This is a genomic window from Streptomyces sp. 7N604 (assembly GCF_052245475.1).
In the GTDB taxonomy this organism is placed as follows: Bacteria; Actinomycetota; Actinomycetes; order Streptomycetales; family Streptomycetaceae; genus Streptomyces.
In genome coordinates, this window is the sequence record NZ_JBQQBX010000034.1 from 1 (window position 1) to 18,861 (window position 18,861).

General features: G+C 70.9%; 18 protein-coding genes. 9 read left to right on the forward strand and 9 right to left on the reverse strand.

The features are described from left to right. Positions 1 to 63 precede the first annotated feature (63 nt). The 3 genes from ACTWP8_RS30830 to ACTWP8_RS30840 form a co-directional block, all read right to left on the reverse strand. Positions 64 to 657, reverse strand: a complete 594-nt coding sequence (locus tag ACTWP8_RS30830; RefSeq protein ID WP_443325374.1) for an AMIN-like domain-containing (lipo)protein — start codon at positions 655 to 657, stop codon at positions 64 to 66. 90 nt (positions 658 to 747) lie between these two features. After that, positions 748 to 1,002, reverse strand: a complete 255-nt coding sequence (locus ACTWP8_RS30835) for a DUF397 domain-containing protein (RefSeq protein ID WP_443325375.1) — start codon at positions 1,000 to 1,002, stop codon at positions 748 to 750. Beyond that, a complete protein-coding gene (locus tag ACTWP8_RS30840; protein WP_443325376.1) occupies positions 999 to 1,817 on the reverse strand; it encodes a helix-turn-helix domain-containing protein in 819 nt (272 codons plus the stop codon). The genes ACTWP8_RS30835 and ACTWP8_RS30840 overlap by 4 nt, the downstream gene beginning before the upstream one ends. A gap of 112 nt (positions 1,818 to 1,929) precedes the next feature. Between ACTWP8_RS30840 and ACTWP8_RS30845 the strand changes: the two genes are divergently transcribed. Together ACTWP8_RS30845 and ACTWP8_RS30850 are read left to right on the forward strand one after the other, a co-directional pair. After that, the gene (locus ACTWP8_RS30845) at positions 1,930 to 2,331 is read left to right on the forward strand and encodes an ATP-binding protein (RefSeq protein ID WP_443325377.1); all 402 of its coding nucleotides are present in this window, start codon (positions 1,930 to 1,932) and stop codon (positions 2,329 to 2,331) included. Positions 2,332 to 2,430: 99 nt separating this feature from the next. Continuing rightward, on the forward strand, positions 2,431 to 2,985 hold the full coding sequence (locus ACTWP8_RS30850) for a Uma2 family endonuclease (RefSeq protein WP_443325378.1): 555 nt from the start codon (positions 2,431 to 2,433) through the stop codon (positions 2,983 to 2,985). Positions 2,986 to 3,053: 68 nt separating this feature from the next. Here the strand turns inward: ACTWP8_RS30850 and argS are convergent, their stop codons facing one another. After that, positions 3,054 to 4,826: an arginine--tRNA ligase gene (gene argS, locus ACTWP8_RS30855; protein WP_443325379.1), complete on the reverse strand. Its 1,773-nt coding sequence runs from the start codon at positions 4,824 to 4,826 to the stop codon at positions 3,054 to 3,056. Positions 4,827 to 4,947: 121 nt separating this feature from the next. On the opposite strand from argS, the gene lysS reads away from it, so the two are divergent. Beyond that, a complete protein-coding gene (lysS, locus tag ACTWP8_RS30860) occupies positions 4,948 to 6,702 on the forward strand; it encodes a lysine--tRNA ligase (RefSeq protein ID WP_443319007.1) in 1,755 nt (584 codons plus the stop codon). Between the two features lie 62 nt (positions 6,703 to 6,764). On the opposite strand, the gene ACTWP8_RS30865 is transcribed toward lysS, so the two are convergent. From ACTWP8_RS30865 to ACTWP8_RS30875, 3 genes are all read right to left on the reverse strand, one after another. Next, a complete protein-coding gene (locus ACTWP8_RS30865) occupies positions 6,765 to 8,186 on the reverse strand; it encodes a DUF2637 domain-containing protein (protein ID WP_443325380.1) in 1,422 nt (473 codons plus the stop codon). Between the two features lie 185 nt (positions 8,187 to 8,371). Continuing rightward, the gene (locus ACTWP8_RS30870; RefSeq protein WP_443325381.1) at positions 8,372 to 9,124 is read right to left on the reverse strand and encodes a DUF3558 domain-containing protein; all 753 of its coding nucleotides are present in this window, start codon (positions 9,122 to 9,124) and stop codon (positions 8,372 to 8,374) included. A 111-nt stretch (positions 9,125 to 9,235) separates the two neighbouring features. After that, positions 9,236 to 10,153 carry a hypothetical protein gene (locus tag ACTWP8_RS30875; protein ID WP_443325382.1) on the reverse strand — a complete coding sequence of 306 codons (918 nt, stop codon included), beginning with the start codon at positions 10,151 to 10,153 and terminating at the stop codon, positions 9,236 to 9,238. Between the two features lie 163 nt (positions 10,154 to 10,316). Between ACTWP8_RS30875 and ACTWP8_RS30880 the strand changes: the two genes are divergently transcribed. Beyond that, positions 10,317 to 11,510: an RtcB family protein gene (locus ACTWP8_RS30880; protein WP_443325383.1), complete on the forward strand. Its 1,194-nt coding sequence runs from the start codon at positions 10,317 to 10,319 to the stop codon at positions 11,508 to 11,510. A gap of 14 nt (positions 11,511 to 11,524) precedes the next feature. On the opposite strand, the gene ACTWP8_RS30885 is transcribed toward ACTWP8_RS30880, so the two are convergent. Both ACTWP8_RS30885 and ACTWP8_RS30890 read right to left on the reverse strand, forming a co-directional pair. Further along, positions 11,525 to 12,292 carry an SDR family NAD(P)-dependent oxidoreductase gene (locus ACTWP8_RS30885; RefSeq protein ID WP_443325384.1) on the reverse strand — a complete coding sequence of 256 codons (768 nt, stop codon included), beginning with the start codon at positions 12,290 to 12,292 and terminating at the stop codon, positions 11,525 to 11,527. A gap of 49 nt (positions 12,293 to 12,341) precedes the next feature. Then, the gene (locus ACTWP8_RS30890) at positions 12,342 to 12,677 is read right to left on the reverse strand and encodes a YnfA family protein (protein WP_443325385.1); all 336 of its coding nucleotides are present in this window, start codon (positions 12,675 to 12,677) and stop codon (positions 12,342 to 12,344) included. A 91-nt stretch (positions 12,678 to 12,768) separates the two neighbouring features. Here ACTWP8_RS30890 and ACTWP8_RS30895 point away from each other — a divergent pair, with 91 nt between their 5' ends. The 5 genes from ACTWP8_RS30895 (at position 12,769) to ACTWP8_RS30915 (ending at position 18,857) form a co-directional block, all read left to right on the forward strand. Then, positions 12,769 to 13,506 (forward strand): AAA family ATPase, encoded by a 738-nt coding sequence (locus ACTWP8_RS30895; RefSeq protein WP_443325386.1) that lies wholly within the window; start codon positions 12,769 to 12,771, stop codon positions 13,504 to 13,506. 296 nt (positions 13,507 to 13,802) lie between these two features. Next, positions 13,803 to 13,925, forward strand: coding sequence for a hypothetical protein (locus ACTWP8_RS30900; protein ID WP_443325387.1), 123 nt, complete (start codon positions 13,803 to 13,805; stop codon positions 13,923 to 13,925). Between the two features lie 302 nt (positions 13,926 to 14,227). Further along, entirely contained in the window at positions 14,228 to 14,686 is a 459-nt protein-coding gene (locus tag ACTWP8_RS30905; protein WP_443325388.1) for a hypothetical protein, read from the forward strand. 370 nt (positions 14,687 to 15,056) lie between these two features. Beyond that, a complete protein-coding gene (locus ACTWP8_RS30910) occupies positions 15,057 to 17,732 on the forward strand; it encodes a SpoIIE family protein phosphatase (protein ID WP_443325389.1) in 2,676 nt (891 codons plus the stop codon). A gap of 12 nt (positions 17,733 to 17,744) precedes the next feature. Further along, positions 17,745 to 18,857 carry a sugar ABC transporter substrate-binding protein gene (locus ACTWP8_RS30915; protein ID WP_443325390.1) on the forward strand — a complete coding sequence of 371 codons (1,113 nt, stop codon included), beginning with the start codon at positions 17,745 to 17,747 and terminating at the stop codon, positions 18,855 to 18,857. Positions 18,858 to 18,861: the final 4 nt, after the last annotated feature.

An 18,861-nucleotide genomic window follows, 5' to 3' on the forward strand; every position in this document is an offset into this window, starting at 1 on the left:
TTCTCTCCCCCCCCCCCCCCCCCCCGCCACCGGCTTTCCGTGTGCTGAGCCGTCCGGTCCGGGTCAGCGGGCCGTTGTCCAGGTGTGGGCGACGTCGACCACGAGCTTGTCGGACACCTGGAAGACCCGGAAGGGCAGTCGGGCGCGGACGCCCAGCCCTATCTGGGTGTCGCCCTCGAAACTGCCTGCGAACCGAGTGTCCTTGAAGGTCCGGTATCCGTCGATGTTCACCCCGGGCAGCGGCTGTCCCGACCGCCCCGGGTACGTCACCGCGCCCGTCTCCGGGTCATAGCTCGGCGCCGCCACACGGATCTCGATAATGGCTCCACCACTGACCGGGATGTAGTCACCCGAACCGTCCTGGTACAGCCGGTCGACGTACCGGACGTTGTAGCCGATCGGGCCGCCGCTCGTACCGCGGATGTCGAAGACCATCCGGTCGTAGCAGTCGTGCCGACCGGTCCTGACGTTCAACAGCGGCCGGTAATCGCTGTCCCAGTCCGCCTTGTCGCCGCTGCCCCAGGCTGTCGCGCAGGCCGCCGCGGTCGCGGCGGATGCTGCGGGTGCCGCCGCGGCAGCGGTGGCCGAGACCGCCGTCACCGCCAGCCCGGCGCCTGCCAGGACAAGGGCGGCCAGTGTTGTTCCCCACCGTCGCATGTGTATCCCCCCAGATAGTCGACTACGGGTACGCCAGTGGGACAGTCGAGTATCCCGGAGGGTTGTGGGCTTAATCCTGTTTAATCTTGCTCAATCCTGCCGTTCGCGCAGATTGAGCCAGGATGCGAAGGACGTCCAGGCGTCGGGGGTGAAGGTGAGGTTCGGGCCGTCCGGGTCCTTGGAGTCGCGGACGTGGACGGCGGCGGGGTGGGCGGCGACCTCGACGCAGGCGCCGCCTTCGCTGCCGCTGTAGCTGGACTTACGCCAGGCGTAGGCGACTTCGACGCAGGCGCCGCCCTCGTCGCCGCTGTAGCTGGACTTGAACCACTCCAGTGCGTCGCTCATCGCTCTCCTAGCAGCCGGTCCAACAGGGCCTTCGTCTCAGCGGGGTTGAGGGCCTGTGTTCGCAGCATCGCATACTTCTGCGCGAGGATGCTCACCTCATCCGGGTCAGAAACCAGCTGGCTGCCGCGCTGGGTCTCGGTGTAGACGAGCAAGTCGTGGTCGGGGGTCTCCAGAAGGATGAATGGCCCGTTGAGTCCGGCATGGGTCTCCTGGCCGAACGGCATGATCTGGAGGGAGAGTCCGGGCAGGTCGGCGCATTCGCGCAGGTGCTGCAGCTGTTCCTTGTACACGTCCTCACCCCCGAGGCGGTCCATCAATGCAGCCTCGGAGACGACGAAGCTGACGTTTGGCGGGACCTTGCGATGCAGGATGTCCTGGCGCTCAATACGTGTCGCGACGCGTTGCTCGATCTCCTCCTCACTGAGGAGGGGCACCCTGCTGCGGAAGACTGCGCGGGCGTAACGCTCGGTTTGGAGCAGGCCCGGGACGACCTGATTCTCGTACCAGGAGAGGGCGATTGCCTCGCGCTCGTGGTCGATGTACTCCTCCGCCCACACCGGAACCTTGTCCACCTCCGGCATGTTCTCCACCGCCACCGCGAGCGCGCCCTTCGTCTCCAGGATGCGGTCAAGATCCTCCGCAAGATCCAGCTTCAGCGGGCGCCTGCCCTGCTCGATCGACGCGATGGTCTCCTCGTGGAGACACAGCCGCTCGGCCAGCTCCCGCTGAGTGAGCCGGGCCGCCCGGCGGAACTGAGCCACCAGGGCGCCTACGAGTCGTACAGCTGACGCGTTTTTCCTCTTCCGTGGGTGCATGTCCCCCAACTCCCCACCCCTGCTCCGACGTTACTCACCGTCAGCCCGTACAAACAATCCGTACGGGTTTGCCTACTGGCGCAGCCTAGTCGCGGAGAGTGACCATGGTGTCATGAATGGCACCACTGAACCGCCCTGTTTCCGCGAGAAGTTCTACCGCCGCGACCGCCGGTCCGTACCCGCTGCCAGGGAGTTCACCCAACGGGTGCTGGCGGACTGGGGGCTCGGCGGGCGGTCGGACGAGGTGTTACTCTGCGTGAGCGAGTTGGCCACGAATGCGCTGCTGCACGGGGTGCCGCCGGGGCGCGGCTTCAGGCTGTTCCTGTCACTGGACGGAGACGGCGGCCCGCTCCGCGTCGAGGTGCACGACAGCGGCGGGGGTCACCCGCGCATCCCGGAGACGGGGGAGCGGGACGAGTCCGGTCGGGGCCTGCTGCTCGTAGAGGCGCTGGCCGACAAGTGGGGCGTCGGCGAGCGCGCCCCGGGCAAGATCGTCTGGTGCGAGTTCGGGTGAAAACGCCACGTACGGGCCGCCCTGATTCCGGCGGCGCTCATACGATGCAGAGGAGGTGCCCCTGCCGCGCCGCTGTCACCCGCAGAGGGAGAACGCCCGATGAGCGCCATGTCGCACGACTACGCGGACGTCGATCCGGAATCCGCGCTGAAGTACGCGGTGCAGCACATCAAGGGCGACCGTGCCCAGATCGTCGAGGGAGCGATCGAGCCGGTGTCGCCGACCTGGGCACACGAGAATGCGGCGGACCTGATCCGAGAGCAGCTCGGCCCCCGCTTGCGTGAGCTGGGTCTGCGGGCCGGGTCGGGGAACCTCGATCTGCCGGGGTCATCCAACTGGTACGTCCCCGACCTGGCGGTGGTGCCGGCCGAGCTTGCGAAGACTGAAGGCGCGCTGCTCCCTGATCAGACGTTGCTGATCGTCGAGGTCACCAGTGACTCCAATGGCGACACCGACCGCACGGTCAAGCGCCGCCGGTACGCGGAGTACGGCGCTCCGCTGTATCTGCTGGTCGACCGGCAGGAGGGGGCGTGCACCTTGTTCTCCGAGCCCGGAAAACTGGGCTACACCCGCGTCGAGGGACCGTACCCCTTCGGCACGCCGGTACAGCTGCCGTCCCCGTTCGACTTGACACTCGACACCACCGACTTCTGACCGAGAGCCCCGAGAGCCCCTGCCGGTAGCGGACCGGCAGGGGCTCTCGTCATGTCATGGCCGAAGGGTCAGAGCCGCTCCGGCGTGCGGATGCCCAGCAGGGACATGCCCTGGTGGAGCGTGCGGGCCGTGAGGTCGCACAGGAAGAGGCGGTTCTCGACCGTCTCCGGGGTCTCGGCCTTCAGTACCGGGCACTGGTCGTAGAAGGTCGTGTAGAACGAGGCCAGTTGGTAGAGGTACGCGGCCAGCTTGTGCGGCTCGTACGTCTCGGCGACGCCCGCCAGGGACTCCGCGAACTCGTCCAGGTGCAGGCCGAGGGCCCGCTCGGCGGGGGAGAGCGGCAGGTCCGGGTGGGCCTGCGGGCGGGCGGTGTCGCCCGCCTTGCGGATGATCGACTGGATACGGGCGTACGCGTACTGCAGGTAGACGCTGGTGTCGCCGTTCAGCGAGACCATCCGGTCCAGGTCGAAAACGTAGTCCCGGGTCATCGAGTTCGACAGGTCCGCGTACTTCACGGCGCCGATGCCGACCTGGGCGGCCCGCTCCGCGACCTCCGCCTCCGTCAGGTCCGGGGCCTTCTCCGCCACGACCTGGGCCGCCCGGTCGATCGCCTCGTCGAGCAGGTCGACCAGCCGGACCGTCTCGCCCTCACGCGTCTTGAACGGCTTGCCGTCCTTGCCGAGGACCGTGCCGAACTGGAGGTGCGCGGCGGTGACTTCGTCGGTCAGCCAGCCCGCCCGGCGGGCGGTCTCGAAGACCATCCGGAAGTGCAGCGCCTGGCGGGCGTCCACCACGTAGAGCAGGGTGCCGGCCTTCAGCCGTCCCGTACGGTCGCGGATCGCGGCGAGGTCGGTCGCCGCGTAGCCGAAGCCGCCGTCGGCCTTCTGGACGATGAGCGGGACGGGCGTGCCGTCCTGGCCCTTGATGTCGTCGAAGAAGACGCACAGCGCGCCCTGGGAGCGGACCGCGACGCCCGACTCCTCCAGCAGCTTGCAGGTCTCGACGAGCATGTCGTTGTACGCGCTCTCGCCGACGATGTCCTCGTCGCGGATCTCGACGTCCAGCTTGTGGTACACGCCCTGGAAGTAGATCTTCGACTCATCGACGATCTTGTGCCAGAGGGCGAGGGTCTCGGCGTCGCCGGCCTGGAGGTCGACGACCCGCCGGCGGGCGCGGGTCTTGAAGTCCTCGTCGGAGTCGAAGAGGGCGCGGGACGCCTTGTAGAGGCGGTTGAGGCGGGACATGGCCGCCTCGCCCTCTCCGTCGCCGTTCGCGGCGTCCGACTCGTGGTCCAGCTCGTGCGGGTGCTCGATCAGGTACTGGATGAGCATGCCGAACTGGGTGCCCCAGTCGCCGATGTGGTGGCGCCGGATCACCGTATCGCCGCGGTGCTCCAGGATCTGCACGATCGCGTCGCCGATCACGGTGGAGCGCAGGTGCCCGACGTGCATCTCCTTGGCCACGTTGGGCTGGGAGTAGTCGATCACGGTGGTGCCCGGCCGCTCCGCGTACGGAACGCCCAGGCGGTCGTCGGCGGCCCGCGCGGCGAGCGTGGAGGTGATCGCGGAGTCGGTGACCGCGATGTTGAGGAAGCCGGGGCCCGAGACCTCGACGCCCGCCAGGACGTCGTCGGCCGAGAGCCGGTCGACGACCTTGGCCGCCAGCTCCCGCGGGTTCCCCTTCAGCTTCTTGGCCAGGCCCAGCACGCCGTTGGCCTGGAAGTCCGCACGGTCGCTGCGTCGCAGCAGCGGGTCGGCGGAGCCGGCCTCCGGCAGGGCAGCCGAGAGGGCGTCCGCGACGCGCTGGTTGACCGAAGCGGCGAGGGAAGGGACCGAGGCCATGGATACGTACCGTTCCGTTGGTGTGGAAGGGGATTGACGCCAGTATCCCATGGCGCCGCCAGTGAATTTCGGTCTGGGACAATGGGGGCGCCAGGCTGTCGAGCAGAGAATCAAGAAGGAAGTGCCGATCGTGGCTCAGAGCACTGAGACCGACTGGGTCTCCAGGTTCGCGGACGAGGTCATTGCCGAGGCGGAGCGCCGCGCCCCCGGCAAACCGATCGTCTGCGCCTCGGGCCTCAGCCCGTCCGGGCCGATCCACCTGGGCAACCTTCGCGAGGTCATGACCCCGCACCTCGTCGCGGACGAGATCCGGCGGCGCGGACACGCGTGCGTGCACATCCTGTCGTGGGACGACTACGACCGGTTCCGGAAGGTGCCGGCCGGTGTCGACCCGTCCTGGTCCGAGCACATCGGCAAGCCGCTGACCTCCGTGCCCGCCCCGCCCGGCAGCTCGTACGCGAACTGGGCCGAGCACTTCAAGGCACCGATGATCAAGGCACTTGAGGAGCTCGGGATCGAGTTCCACGGCATCAGCCAGACCGAGAAGTACACCTCGGGGGCCTACCGCGAGCAGATCCTCTTCGCCATGCGCGAGCGCGAGCGGATCGACGAGATCCTCGACCGCTACCGGACGAAGGACAAGGTCGCGGAGGCGAAGAAGAAGGCGCAGCCGAAGCAGCAGCAGAAGGGCAAGCTCGACGAGGCGGACGCGGCGGCCGCCGAGGCCGCGGCGGAGGGCTCGGGTGCCGCGACCGAGGACGACGGCAAGGCCGCCGCGGGCTACTTCCCGTACAAGCCGTACTGCTCGGTCTGCGAGCGCGACCTGACGACGGTCACGGCGTACGACGACGCGACGACCGAGCTGTCGTACACCTGCGCCTGCGGGCACGCCGAGACCGTGCGGCTCTCCGAGCACGACCGCGGCAAGCTGGTCTGGAAGGTCGACTGGCCCATGCGCTGGGCCTACGAGGGCGTGATCTTCGAGCCGTCCGGCGTCGACCACTCCTCGCCGGGCTCGTCGTACGTGGTCGGCGGGCAGATCGTCCGGGAGGTCTTCGGCGGCGAGCAGCCGATCGGGCCGATGTACGCCTTCGTCGGCATCAGCGGCATGGCCAAGATGTCGAGCTCCAAGGGCGGGGTGCCGACCCCGGCCGACGCGCTGGAGATCATGGAGGCGCCGCTGCTGCGCTGGCTGTACGCGCGGCGCAAGCCCAACCAGTCCTTCAAGATCGCCTTCGACCAGGAGATCCAGCGGCTCTACGACGAGTGGGACGCGCTGGAGCGGAAGGTCGCGGAGGGCGGCGCGCAGCCGGCGGACGCGGCCGCGTACAGCCGCGCGACGCGTACGGCCGCGGGTGAGCTGCCGCGGACGCCGCGGCCGCTGCCGTACCGGACGCTCGCCTCGGTCGTCGACATCACCACCGGGCACGACGAGCAGACGCTGCGGATTCTGCGGGACCTCGACCCGGCCGACCCGATCACGTCGCTGGACGAGACCCGGCCGCGGCTCGACAAGGCCGAGCGGTGGATCACCACGCAGGTGCCGGCCGAGTCCCGCACGCGGGTCCGGGAGGAGCCGGACACCGAGCTGCTGGCCTCGCTGGGCGAAGGGGAGCGGGAGTCGCTGCGGCTGCTGCTGGACGGGCTCGACGAGCACTGGTCGCTGGACGGTCTCACGGCGCTGGTGTACGGGGTGCCGAAGATCCAGGCGGGGCTCGCGCCGGACGCGAAGCCGACGCCGGAGCTGAAGGTGGCGCAGCGGTCGTTCTTCGCGCTGCTCTACCGGCTGCTGGTGGGGCGCGACACGGGGCCGCGGCTGCCGACGCTGCTGCTGGCGGTGGGGGCGGACCGCGTACGGAAGCTCTTGGGGGCGTAGCGTAACGGCCGGTTGTGGGCATTCGTTCCGCCGGGGCGGAACGGGTGGGCACAACCGGGGGTTCAGCCCGCCATTCCCATTTCCGTCTCGTAGCGGTCGCGCAGCTCGCGCAGGTAGGTGCGCAGGTAGTTCTCGCTCAGCAGGCTGCCGTCGCGGTTGGTGACCCCGAAGCGGTCGTGGAGGGCGCGGGAGAGCTGGCGGGCGGTGGGGCGGTTGCCCTGTTCCGCTATGAAGCCGCGGTACGCCTCGAAGTAGACCTCTTCGTGCGGGACTCCGTCGGGAAAGCCGGTGGGGTCGTCACCGGCCTCGGGCGCGGGGTAGTCCTCGGGCGCCGGCGCGGGCTCGACGAAGAGCTGTTCCTGCGGCTCCTGCGCGGTGGCGCGCGGCGACGGCACGAAGGCGGAGTGACCGTTCAACTGGGCCTGGCCCAGCGCCCGGTAGCGGCCCGGGCCGACCGGAACGGTGACGTGCGGGGCGTCGGACTCGGCCGCGTACGTCGCGGGGGCGGGTGGTGGCTGGTGCCGTGCGGGCGTCTGGAGGGCGTCCTGACGGTCCGCCGCGGCGTCGGAGACCTCTGGGGCGTACGGATCGCCGTACGCCCCAGAGGCGTACTCCTCGGCGGTCTGCCCGAGCCCGAGACCGCGCCCGGTCCCGGTCCCGGCCCCGGCCCCGGTCTCCGTCCCGTCCCCGCCGCCCGCGGTCAGCGACCGGCGGTCCGTCGCCTCCCGTTGCGCGAGTTCCGGCGCCGGGGCCCCCTGAGCGGCACGTTCGGCCAGCAGGACGGGCGGGTCGATCCCGGCCGCGGCGAGGCCGGCGGGACCGGTCTCGGCCAGCGGTATGCCGTACCGCGCCAGCTTCAGCGGCATGAGGGACTCCACGGGCGCCTTGCGGCGCCAGGCGCGGCCGTAGCGGGCGCGGAGGCGGGCCTGGTAGACGAGGCGGTCCTGCTCGAGCCTGATGACCTCGTCGTAACTGCGCAGCTCCCACAGCTTCATGCGGCGCCACAGCCGGAAGGTGGAGGGGAAGGCGAGCAGCCAGCGCGCGATGCGTACCGACTCCATGTGCCGGTCCGCGGTGATGTCGGCGATCCGGCCGATCGCGTGCCGGGCGGCTTCGATGGCGACGACGAAGAGGACCGGGATGACGGCGTGCATGCCGACGCCGAGGGGGTCGGGCCAGGCCGCGGCGCCGTTGAAGGCGATGGTCGCGGCCGTCAGCAGCCAGGCGGTCTGGCGCAGCAGCGGGAACGGGATCCGGATCCAGGTCAGCAGCAGGTCCAGGGCGAGCAGGACGACGATCCCGGCGTCGATGCCGATGGGGAAGACGAGCGAGAAGTTGCCGAAGCCCTTCTTCTCGGCGAGGTCGCGCACGGCCGCGTACGAGCCGGCGAAGCCGATCGCCGCGATGACGAGCGCGCCGGCGACGACCACGCCGATGAGTATCCGGTGTGTGCGTGTCAGCTTCATCGCGTTCGGCGCGGCCATCCCGCGATCCCCTCCAACCAACAGCCTTCGGCATCCGGACCGGCTTCGGAATCCGGCGGCCCACAGCCTGGCATACGCGGGGGCGCCGCGGTGCCCGGGTCCGCGCGGGATCCGGGCACCGGGTCGCCGTTTCAGCTGATTTACGGCCTACGTACGCGCGTTGCCCGCTCGTGTTTCTCGGCGCTTCAGGCGCTGGGCCGGCTCGCCGTGCCCACCTTCGCGACGGCCGCGGCGGCCTCCTTGGCGGCGCTCTGTGCGTCCTTGAGCATGTCGGCGGCCTTCGGCGTCTTCGCGTCCTCGTAGCCCGCGCCGTTGTAGTTGAGGGTGATGACGACGTTGGCCGTGCGGGCGATGACGGTCTGGTTCCTGAAGTCTTCGCGGTCCTTCTTCACGGCGTACGTGAGAGTCGCCGCCTGGTCGCCGACCCCCGCGGCCGTACCGGTCTTGAGGTCCTTGGCGCCCTTTGCCGGCTTCGAGCTGTCGACCTGCTTGGTGAAGTACTCCTTGGCGCGGCTCTCGCCGCTGCCCAGGGTGGGGTCGGACTCGAAGCGCTGGAAGGAGATGTCCAGCCAGCGGTACTGGAAGCCGTCGAGCCCGTTCCAGGAGCAGGTGCCGCGCGCGTCGATGTCGGCGGACTTGCCGACCGTACCGGACTTGTTCTTCGCCTTGGGTACGAGGTTCCCGACGGTCTTCTTGGTGAGTGCCGTGCACGGGCGGGGCAGCTTGGCGTACTTCGCGGGCTCAGGCGTCGGCGTCGCGCTGGGCTCGGCCGACTTCTCGGTGCCGCCGCCCGCGTCCGAGCCCTTGGTGTCGTCGCCGGAGTCCGGGAGCAAGGAGCAGCCGGCGACGAGCATCACCGGTACGACTGCTGCGCACGCGAGGAGGCGCGCGAGGCGCGGAGCGGGTCGCTTGGCGGGTCGCTGGGCTGATCTGTGCATGGTTACTTCGCTCTTCCGTCGTCGGTCGTCGTGTCGTCGGTCGTCGTCCATATCGTCCATGTCATCCACATGACGGGCGGCCGTACTGCGTCCGTTTCGTCCGCAAGGCTATTAGCCGAAGCGCTCGACGAGCTCCTCGGCCAGGCGAAGGGCCTTGGTCTGAAGGTCCCCGCTCTCCGGGACGTCGGACTGGGCGGCGGACCACCGGTCGTACTCGACCGTGACGATGACGTTGGACGCCCGGAAGACGACGGCGATGTCGCGGTGGACGCCGGAATCGGCTGTGACCAGGCGGTCGTCGAGGTACGCGACGTCGGCGAGGTCGTCGAGGGGGCGGGGGGCCGTGGCGGGGTCGTCGCCCGGGTCGCCGGAGGGCGTGGAGCTTCCGGAGGACGTGTTCGCGGAACCGTTGGCGGCGACCTTGTTGTCTTTCTCACTCTCGCCGTTGTCCGGTTCGTCAGTCTTGTCCGCTTCGTTGGAGGCGGAGGGGGAGGGGGATGCGGGCGTGGAGGAGTCCGGGGCGTCGCTGTCCGGGTCGTCGCTGTCCGAAGCGACCGCGGGGATGTCCGCGGCCGTGGCCTTCTTGTCGTAGAGCTCCTGCGCGCGGTCCTCGTCGCTGACGGCCGGGTCGTACGACACGACGCGCTCGAAGTCGATGCTGAGGTGGCGGGTGCCCTCCGGCGACTCGGCCTGCCAGCGGCAGCCGACGCGGCGGTCCGTGTCGTACGTGATGGCCGCCTGGCCCTCGTACCCCTTCTCCCGCTCCTCCTCCTCGAGGTCCTCGAGGCCGGGCAGCAGCGCGCGGAGCGTGCCGGGCTCGACGGCGCCGCAGGGGTCGTCGAGGGTGCGGTACTTGCCGGGCTCGGCGGCGGGCGCGGTGGCGGCGGGATCGCCCGGCTTGGAGTCCTGCGGGGAGCCGCCGCCGGAGCCGCCGGTGCAGCCGGTGAGTCCGGTGAGGCCGGTCGTGAGCCCCGCGGCGAGCAGCGCGGCGGCCAGGGCGGTGCCTGGTGCGTACGGCCTTCGCTGCACGGTCTGCGGCTCCCTTCGGAGGAAAACTGGTTGCCGCCGGTCGGCGGGCGCTGGACACAATGTTGTATCGCACGCACTGCCGCGCCTGCTGGGTCCTTGTCGAGAAGCTGGCGATAAGTCCGGCTTTTGCGGTTTCTGTTTTTACGGGGGAATTGAGGACCTCATGGCGTACACCGAAGTGCCCGGCGCGCGGGTGCCGATCCGGATGTGGACCGACCCGGCGACGGTCGAGGGCGGCGCGATGCAGCAGCTGCATAACGTCGCGACGCTGCCGTGGATCAAGGGCCTGGCCGTCATGCCCGATGTGCACTACGGCAAGGGGGCGACGGTCGGCTCGGTGATCGCGATGCACGGTGCGGTCTGCCCTGCGGCGGTCGGCGTCGACATCGGCTGCGGCATGAGCGCGGTGAAGAGCTCGCTGACCGCGAACGACCTGCCCGGCGACCTGTCCCGGCTGCGCTCGAAGATCGAGCAGGCGATTCCCGTGGGGCGCGGGATGCACGACGACCCGGTGGACCCGGGGCGGCTGCACGGCTTCCCGACGGCGGGGTGGGACGACTTCTGGGCACGGTTCCAGGGGGTCGCGGACGCGGTCAAGTTCCGTGAGGAGCGGGCCACGAAGCAGATGGGAACGCTCGGCTCCGGCAACCACTTCGTCGAACTCTGTGTGGATACGACGGGTGCCGTCTGGCTCATGCTCCACTCCGGCTCCCGGAACATCGGCAAGGAGCTGGCCGAGTTCCACATCGGCGAGGCGCAGAAGCTGCCGCACAACCAGGGCCTGGTCGACCGCGACCTCGCGGTCTTCATCGCGGACACACCGCAGATGGCGGCGTACCGGAACGACCTGTTCTGGGCGCAGGAGTACGCCAGGAACAACCGCGCCATCATGATGGGGCTCTTCCAGGACGTGATCCGCAAGGAGTTCAAGAAGGCGAAGCCGACCTTCGAGCAGGTCATCTCCTGTCACCACAACTACGTGGCGGAGGAGCGGTACGAGGGCATGGACCTGCTCGTGACCCGCAAGGGCGCGATCCGGGCCGGCAGTGGCGACTACGGCATCATCCCGGGTTCCATGGGCACGGGCTCGTACATCGTCCGCGGGCTCGGGAACGCGGCCTCGTTCAACTCCGCCTCGCACGGCGCGGGCCGGAAGATGAGCCGCAACGCCGCGAAGAGGCGCTTCACGACGCGGGACCTGGAGGACCAGACCCGGGGTGTGGAGTGCCGCAAGGACTCGGGCGTGGTCGACGAGATCCCGGGCGCGTACAAGCCCATCGAGAAGGTGATGGACCAGCAGCGGGACCTGGTCGAGGTCGTGGCGAAGCTGAAGCAGGTCGTGTGCGTGAAGGGCTGACGCCCTTCCGCCCTTCAGCTCTCGCGGTGGACCTTGTAGTTGGAGGCCTGGGCGCGGGGGCGGACGACCAGGAGGTCGATGTTGACGTGCGGCGGGCGGGTCACCGCCCAGGTGACCGTGTCCGCCACGTCGTCCGCCGTGAGCGGCTCGGCCACGCCCGCGTAGACCGCCGCGGCCTTGTCCTGGTCGCCGCGGTAGCGGGTCAGGGCGAACTCCTCCGTCCTCACCATGCCCGGCGCGATCTCGATGACCCGCACCGGCTGTCCGCACAGCTCCAGGCGCAGCGTCTCGGCGATGACATGGGCGCCGTGCTTGGCGGCGACGTAGCCGCCACCGCCCTCGTACGTCGCCAGGCCCGCGGTGGAGGAGAGGACGACGACGGTGCCGTCGCCCGAGGCGGTGAGGGCGGGGAGCAGGGCCTGCGTGATGTGGAGCACGCCGAGGACGTTGACCTCGTACATCGAGCGCCAGTCGGCCGGGTCGGCGGAGGCCACGGGCTCGGTGCCGAGCGCGCCGCCCGCGTTGTTGACCAGCACCCGGACCGGGCCGTAGCGGTCGAGGGAGGCGGCGAGCGCCTCGACGGCCGCGCGGTCGGTGACGTCCAGGGCGTACGGCACCGCTTCGTGCCCCGCCTCGGTCAGCTCGGCGGCCAGCGCCTCGATGCGGTCCTTGCGGCGGGCGGTGAGGACGACGCGGTAGCCGGCGGCTGCCAGCCGCCGCGCGGTCGCGGCGCCGATACCGCTGCTCGCACCGGTGATGACGGCGGTCGGGACGGTGGACATGAAGCCTCCTGCGGCGCGGCGTTGTCGGTCCGTACGAAGAATATTCCGGTCAGCGGGCCCGCGGCGCGTACATGATCACGGCGACTCCGGTGAGGCAGATCAGCGCACCGGCCACGTCGTAGCGGTCCGGACGGTAGCCGTCCGCGACCACGCCCCAGGCGAGCGACCCGGCCACGAACACCCCGCCATACGCGGCCAGGATGCGGCCGAAGTGCACGTCCGGCTGGAGTGTGGCGACGAACCCGTACGCGCCGAGGGCGATGACACCGGCACCGATCCAGGCCCAGCCCCGGTGTTCCCGCACGCCCTGCCACACCAGCCAGGCCCCGCCGATCTCCAGCAGGGCGGCGAGGACGAAGAGGGCCACGGAGCGCGCGATGAACATGCCGCAAGCCTATGGACCCCCGCCGCCGGGCCCAGGCGCCCCGCGAACGGAGCCCCGGAGCGCTGTCAGTCGCGTGTGAGAATGTCGGGGCATGCTCATAGACCGCGCGTATGCGCACCTTCCGGACAGCAGCGAGTACGACCGGGCCGCGTGGCCGTGGTCCGTGCCGTGCGTGCGGCAGTTGCTGGACGGCGGCCTGCGCTTCACCGCACCCATCACGTTCCTGGTCGGGGAGAACGGCTCGGGGAAGTCGACGCTCGTCGAGGCGCTCGCCGAGGCGTACGGGCTCGACTCGTACGGCGGCTCGGCCGGCTACCGATACGCCAGTTCGCGGCAGCCGTCGCCGCTCGGGACGCGCCTTCGCTTCGACGCCACGGCGGCGGGCCGCCGGATGGTGCGGGGGCCGCGCACCAGTCGGAAGGGCTTCTTTCTGCGGGCGGAGACCGCGCTGGACGCGCTGCGCAGCGAGGCGGCGGGCAAGGGCCTGTCGGTGCGGGTGGACCAGGTGAGTCACGGCGAGGGATTTCTGGCCACGTTCCGTGACAAGTTCCACCAGAGGGGCCTGTATGTTCTGGACGAGCCGGAGGCCGCGCTGTCCTTCGCCTCGTGTCTGCAACTCGTCGGAGTGCTGTACGAGTTGGGCCGCATGGGCGCGCAGGTCATCTGCGCCACCCACTCACCGCTGCTGACCGCGATGCCGGGTGCGGAGATCGTCGAGGTCGGCGAGCACGGCATGCGCTCCGCGGAGTGGCAGGACCTGGCCATCGTCGACCACTGGCGCCGATATCTGGCCGACCCGAACGCCTACTTGCGGCACGTCATCGACTGAGGCCCGGCCCGCCCGGCGTCGGGCGATTCGTGGCATGGCCATGAAGAGTGCGGAGTACGTACTACGGTCCCGCCCGCCGCCGAGATGACGCGGCTGGAGAGGGTGGCCCGGCCGGCCCCGATGGCCCGGCGCTACCTGTCGGCGGAGCGGCCGTAGGGTTAATCGCGGACCGCCGGACCGCCGGACCGCCGGACCGCCGGACCGCCGGACCGCCGGACCGCCGGACCCCCGCGAGCGCGGGGTGCCCCGGCCACCGGCGCCGACATAGCGACGACAAGGAAGGGACAGGGCCCGTCATGGACTCATCGGACGAGCGAAAGCTGTCCCACCACCTTTGGTGGCGGGTGGCCTATTTCTTCTTCGCGATCCACCTCGTCGCGTTGGTCATGATCTACGCGGTCCTGCACGCCGACCGCTGACCTCGCGGTCCGAGCCTCCCGGACCTGCTCCGGGCCTTCCGAGCAGCCTGACAGGGCGTCACTCGTGCGGGGACCGCCGCCCGGGGGTTCGTGCGGCCGTCCGCCCTTCACCCATGACACGCCGTCAGCGCTGCGAAAAGGCCGCGGGCGACGCCTCGTATCTGATGTGGCATCAGGGTGACCGGGCGGTGGCCGGGAAAGGATCTCGCGTCGCGGCCCGCGGATTCCTCGCTTTGCATCGGTGCTGTGCCGGAACTTCCCGAGGTGGCCACAGGGGTCACGGCCGGCACCCGGAGGCACCCATGCGTCCTGCTCGCGTCTTCGCCACCGCCGCGGCCGCGACCGCCCTCGTCGGTCTCACCGCTCCTGCCGCCGTGGCCTCCGCCAACCCGCACTGGGCACGCCCCGGCCAGACCCTGTGGATCAGCGACGACCGCCGCTGCGACCTCCGCCAGGGGGCGACCGCGTACTCCGGCGCCTTCGGCACGGTCAGGCTGAGGCCGAGGGTCCACTACCTCGCCACGCACGCGAAGGTCTTCTGGCACGCCCGAGGCAAGTACCGGGTCACCATCCGGTGCGGTGACGGGACGAGGTTCTTCGACCGGGTGCAGGTCGGGCCGACCAGGGGCTCGCACGCAGGCGAGGGCGGCGGGGCCGGCGGGATGAGCGACGCGGAGTTCGCGGGAGGTGCCGGGCTCGTCGCGCTCGCGGCGGGCGGTGGCGTCATGGTCCTGCGGCGCCGCTCGAGAGGCGCGGCATGATCCGGAGCACCGGGGTCCGTACGACCGGGACCCGTGGCACCGGGGTCCGTACGACCGGGACCCGTGGCACCGGGGCCCGTGGCATCGGGATCCGGGCGACCGGGTGCTCCGCGGGACCGGAGGGCGGTCCGTCGCCGGAGGCGATACGGGCACGTCTTCCTCGGCCGGACATATGACTGAGGGGCGCCCCGCCCACGGTGGGGCGCCTCGCCACGTCAGCACCTCTGACCAGTGGAAACGCTGCTGAGAAGCAAATGGGCCGCGCCGCCCCGGGGCCATCCCCGCCCCCGGGCTTCCGAACATCACGCCGTCGTCTGACTAGCCCCTGTCCGTCAGGACGCACAGTATGGACACGAGGTGGGTTGACGATATGTCCAGCGAAGGCGGCGCCGGGGTCGGAGTCCCCAGGCCGCGGGCGGACCTGACAGTCGGGGCATGCGACGCCGGCCTGCAGAGCGCGGGGGTGGAGCAGGCTGTGACGGAGCAGGTCCTTGTGTTCGCCGGGGCCGCGCTTGCCGCTGTCTATGTAGTCGGCGAAGAGGGCGATGAGCTGCGACTGGCCGAGACGGCCGGGGGGCCCGGAGCCCTGTACGAGCTGTCGGCGAGTTACGCCCTGTCCGAACGGTCTCCCGTCGCCGACGCCTGCCGCACCGGCCGCCCCCTCTGGCTGAACCCCGCCGATCTCGCCGCCTACCAGGAGACCGATCCGGACACGCCTCCGCCCGACGTGTCCCTGGGCGCGCTGCCGCTCGGTACGAACGGCAGGCGGCTGGGCTGCCTGGTCGTCGTGGACGACGCGGGGGACGGCTTCGACGCCGAGCGGCGCAATGTCCTCGAGCTGTACGCCGACCAGGTCGCCGACCGGCTCGAGGCGTGCCGTGAGGCGAACGCTGCCCGGGCCGCCGGCCGCACGGAGCCCCCCCGTACGGAGTCCCATCCCACGGAGCCGCACCAGACGGAGTCCCACCCCCAGGAATCCCACCCCACAGAGCCCCACCCCCAAGAGCCGCAGGCCGCGGACCCCCGCCAGACGGAGCCGCAGTCGCTGCTGGGCCCCGCCCTCGACCCGCTCCACGTCGGCTCGTTCACCCTCGTCCTGAGCACCGGCCGGATCGAGGCGGATGCCCGGGTGCTCGAGCTCGTCGACATCGCCCCGGACGACTTCGACGGCCGGGTGGAGACCCTCCTCGCGCACACCGTCCCGGACGACCTGCCCGCGCTGATGTCCATCGTCGAGCCGAGCCAGCTGGCCTCCGGCGGCCGCGAGCTGGAGTTCCGCATCCGCCGGCCCACCGGCGAGCTGCGCTGGCTGCGGCTGCGCGCCCGGGTGCTGGCGGACGCCGCCGGCAGGCCGGAGCGTGTGGTCGGCGTGGTCGCCGACGCCTCGCATCTGCGGCCCACCGCGGACGAGGTCTCCCGGGTGCAGCGGCTGTCCGCCACGCTGGCCAACGCGACGACCATCCGGGACGTCAGCCGGGTGGTGGTCGCGGCGCTGCGGGACCCGCTGGGAGCCGACCGCGTGGCGCTCGCCGAGCTCGAGGCCGACCGGCTGGTCGTCACCGTCCTCGACCCTCCGGAGCCCAGCGCGTGGCCGCACATCTGGCGGTCCGAATGGCGTTCGGAGTGGCCGGACGCGCCGATCCGCGCCCTGCCCACGCTGGAGGCGGCGATGCGCGAGGGCCGTACGAGCCTGTGGCCCGCGGGCACCGCGCTGGAGCCCGGCCTGTCCGGCGTAGGGCCCGGCGGCCTCGCCGTCCTGCCGCTCCCGGCCGACGGCCGGGTGGTCGGCGCGTGCCTGGTCGGCTGGGACGAGCCGCACGCGTTCGGCCCCGAGGAGCGGTCCCTGCTGACCGCCACCGCGGGTCTCGTGGGCCAGGCCCTCAAGCGCGCCCACGCATTCGACGCCGAGCACGAGCTCGCCACGATGCTCCAGCGCAGCCTGCTGCCGCGCAGGCTTCCGCCGCTCGCCGGAGGAGTGGCCGTCGCCCGCTATCTGCCCGCGATGATGGGGCTCGAGGTGGGCGGCGACTGGTACGACGTCATCCCGCTCTCCGAGGGCCGGGTCGCGCTGGTCATCGGGGACGTGCAGGGGCACAGCGCCGGGGCCGCGACGATCATGGGCCAGATGCGCACGGCGATCAGGGCGTACGCCGTGGAGGGCCACCCGGCCGACGTGGTCGTCTCCCACGCCAACCGCCTGCTCGTCGGCATGGAGACGGACCTGTTCGCCACCTGCTGCTACGTCGAGCTGGACATGGAGGAGGGCGACGCCTGGATCGTGCGGGCCGGCCACCTACCGCCGCTGCTGCGCCTGCCGGACGGCACCACCGAGGAGCTGGCGGCCGAGGGCGGGCCCCCGCTGGGGGTGCTCGCGGACGCCGAGTTCCCCCTCACCACGGTCGGTCTGGCCCCGGGCGCGCTCCTCGCCCTGATGACGGACGGCCTGGTCGAGTCCTCGAGCCTCCACCTCGATGACGGCATGCGCCGTGTCCGTGAGGATCTCGCCGCAGCGGACCCGTCGGACGCGGGGCGGGTGGCCGACGCGCTGCTCGGCGACATGGGACGGCGCGACGACGACGTGGCGCTGCTGCTCCTGCGCTACGACGGGATGAAGGTCCGGCCGATACGAGCCAGCTGGACGGTGTGGCGGCTGCCCGACGCGGTTATGCACGCGCGTCGCTTCACCGCGCGCACGCTGCGCTCCTGGAAACTGGCGGAGGAGACCGATGTGATCCTTCTGGTCGTCTCCGAACTGGTCACCAACGCCCTGGTGCACACGCAGGGCCCGGTGCGCCTCGACCTCAGGCTCACCGCGGACCGGCTGCGCATCGCCGTGAGCGACTCGTCGCCGCGCGCGCCCGCCAAGCCGGTGATCGTGGACTGGGAGTCGACCGGCGGCCGGGGCATCCTCCTCGTCGAGGCGATGTCGGCGTCCTGGGGCTCGGTGCCGGTCAGCGGCGGCAAGCAGGTGTGGAGCGAGATCGTCCTGCCCTCACGCGAGCCTGGCGACACGGAGCCACGCGGCTCGGAGCCGGGCAGCACGTAGGAGGTGCGTCACGTGAAGACCCGTCTGCGTGACATCACCGTCGGAGTGGCCGCGGTGTCCCTGGCCGTCGGCCTCGCGGCCTGCGGCAAGGCCGCGGAGTCCGGCGGCATGCGCGCGAGCTCCCCCGGCGGAACGGGCGGCGGCCCGAAGATCGGCGTGCTGCTCCCGGACAGCTACACCGCTCGCTGGGAGGCGTTCGACCGGCCCCTGATCGAGAAGAGGATCGCGGAGCGGTGCAGCGACTGCACGGTCGAGTACGCCAACGCCCGCGGGGACGTGGCCACCCAGCAGCAGCAGGTGGACTCCATGATCATCGACGGGGTCGAGGTCATGATCCTCGACCCCGTCGACTCCAAGGCGCTCACCAGCTCGGTCGAGAAGGCGGACGGAGCGGGGATCTCGGTCATCGCCTACGACCGGCTCGCCGAGGGCCCGATCTCGGCGTACGTCTCCTTCGACGGCAGGGAGGTCGGCAGGATGCAGGGCGAGGGGCTCCTCCAGGCCATGGGCGACAAGGCGGACGGCGGCCGGATCGTCATGATGAACGGGCCCCCGGCCGACCCCAACTCGGCCTGGTTCAGGGACGGCGCGCTGGACGCGCTCAAGGGCAAGGTGAAGATCCGCAAGGCGTACGAAACCGTCGGATGGCTGCCCGAGAACGCCCACACCAACATGTCCGGCGCCATAGCGGCCCTCGGTCCCGACGGGATCGACGGCGTCTACTCCGCCAACGACGGCCTGGCCACCGGCATCGTCTCGTCCCTCAAGGCCAACAACATCAAGCCGCTGCCCCCGATCACCGGACAGGACGCCGAACTCGTCGGCGTACAGCGCATCGTGAAGGGCGAGCAGTACATGAGCGTCTACAAGCCCTTCAAGCCCCAGGCCGACGCCGCCGCCGAACTGGCCGTCGCCCTGGGCCGCGGTGAACCGCTCGGCGCCATCGCCAAGGACGAGGTCACCGTCCCCGACACCGGCCGGGTCCCGGCCGTCCTGCTCACCCCGGTCTTCGTGAAGGCCGACAACATCAAGGAGACCGTCGTCAAGGACGGTATGTACACGATCGAGCAGATCTGCACCCCGAAGTACCGGTCGGATTGCGAGAGGGTCGGACTCATCCCGTAATGCA